We start from the raw sequence: 1,022 nt of genomic DNA, 5'->3' as shown, positions 1-1,022 counted from the left end.
CTCCGGTCGCTCCGGTCGTTCCGGTCGCTCCAGTCGCTCCGGTCGCTCCAGTCGCTCCGGCCGCTCCGGTCGCTCCGGTTGTTCCGGTTGCTCCGGTTGCCCCCGTTGCTCCGGTTGCTCCAGTCGCTCCGGTTGCTCCGGTTGCTCCGGTTGTTCCGGTTGCTCCCGTTGCTCCCGTCGGACCGCCTGCGGGTCCGGTTGCACCTGTTGTTCCCGTAGCTCCCGTTGGCCCTTGGAGAACAGAGGATAAAAGCGCTCGTTCCATCTTTGATTTCAGAAACATCTGGTTCTGCACGGCACTATCGAGCACACCGCGGACGCTCTCGTTAGCCTGGAGAACGTCACCGACGGTGGCGGCCGGACCGCTGATTCCCGGAATGGTTCCTAGGATATATTGCAGTTTTTCGCCTTCGGCGTTGATGACATGACTTAAACCGAGTTCCTCCGCCGCGATGGAAGCCAGAATCATGTTGACCGCTTCGTCCCGCGTGATGGGAGGGCTGACAGCTGGAAAACTTGGAAGAGACATAGATGAAATTCACTCCTTTATTGTACAAGCCTGCTTTATTATATGCGCTCAATCAGCAGGTGTGCATCGGGATTTCGTCCGATTTCAGCAAAACTAGGTGGGCGAACAGGACTGCATCTCCATATAATGAGTGATTAATCCGATAAATACACGGTCCTTTTCAGTTTTGTAATATTTTAGTGTATAATCAATAGATCACAAGAGAATTCGGAGATAGATCAAGCTATTTCTATTTGCAAAAGTGCCGTTATAGAAACTAATTCTGTCAAGCAAGATATCTCGTCTGACTTGAAACTATCCTCTACAGATAATGATATCAATATTTCGTCAGAAGATTCTATTACTGTATATTCTATTGAAAAAGCAGCAAAATGATCTCACTAAGATTCAATTATTGGGAAATTATGAAAAACAATTAGAAAGTATTGAAAACAAACTGAAGAATCAAATTGTGTTACTCCAAAAAATGAAGGCGGTGTTTGTGATAATTTAA

General features: G+C 47.6%; 1 pseudogene. It reads right to left on the bottom strand.

Annotated elements, in window-relative coordinates:
• Nucleotides 1-529, bottom strand: a pseudogene (locus ABF463_RS12480) (collagen-like protein); the annotation flags it as partial.
• Nucleotides 530-1,022: the final 493 nt, after the last annotated feature.

It is taken from the genome of Ethanoligenens sp. (genome assembly GCF_047718355.1).
GTDB lineage: Bacteria > Bacillota > Clostridia > Oscillospirales > Ethanoligenentaceae > Ethanoligenens.
Note: the sequence above shows the minus strand (reverse complement) of the source record. Positions and strands in the feature narration are given on the sequence as shown.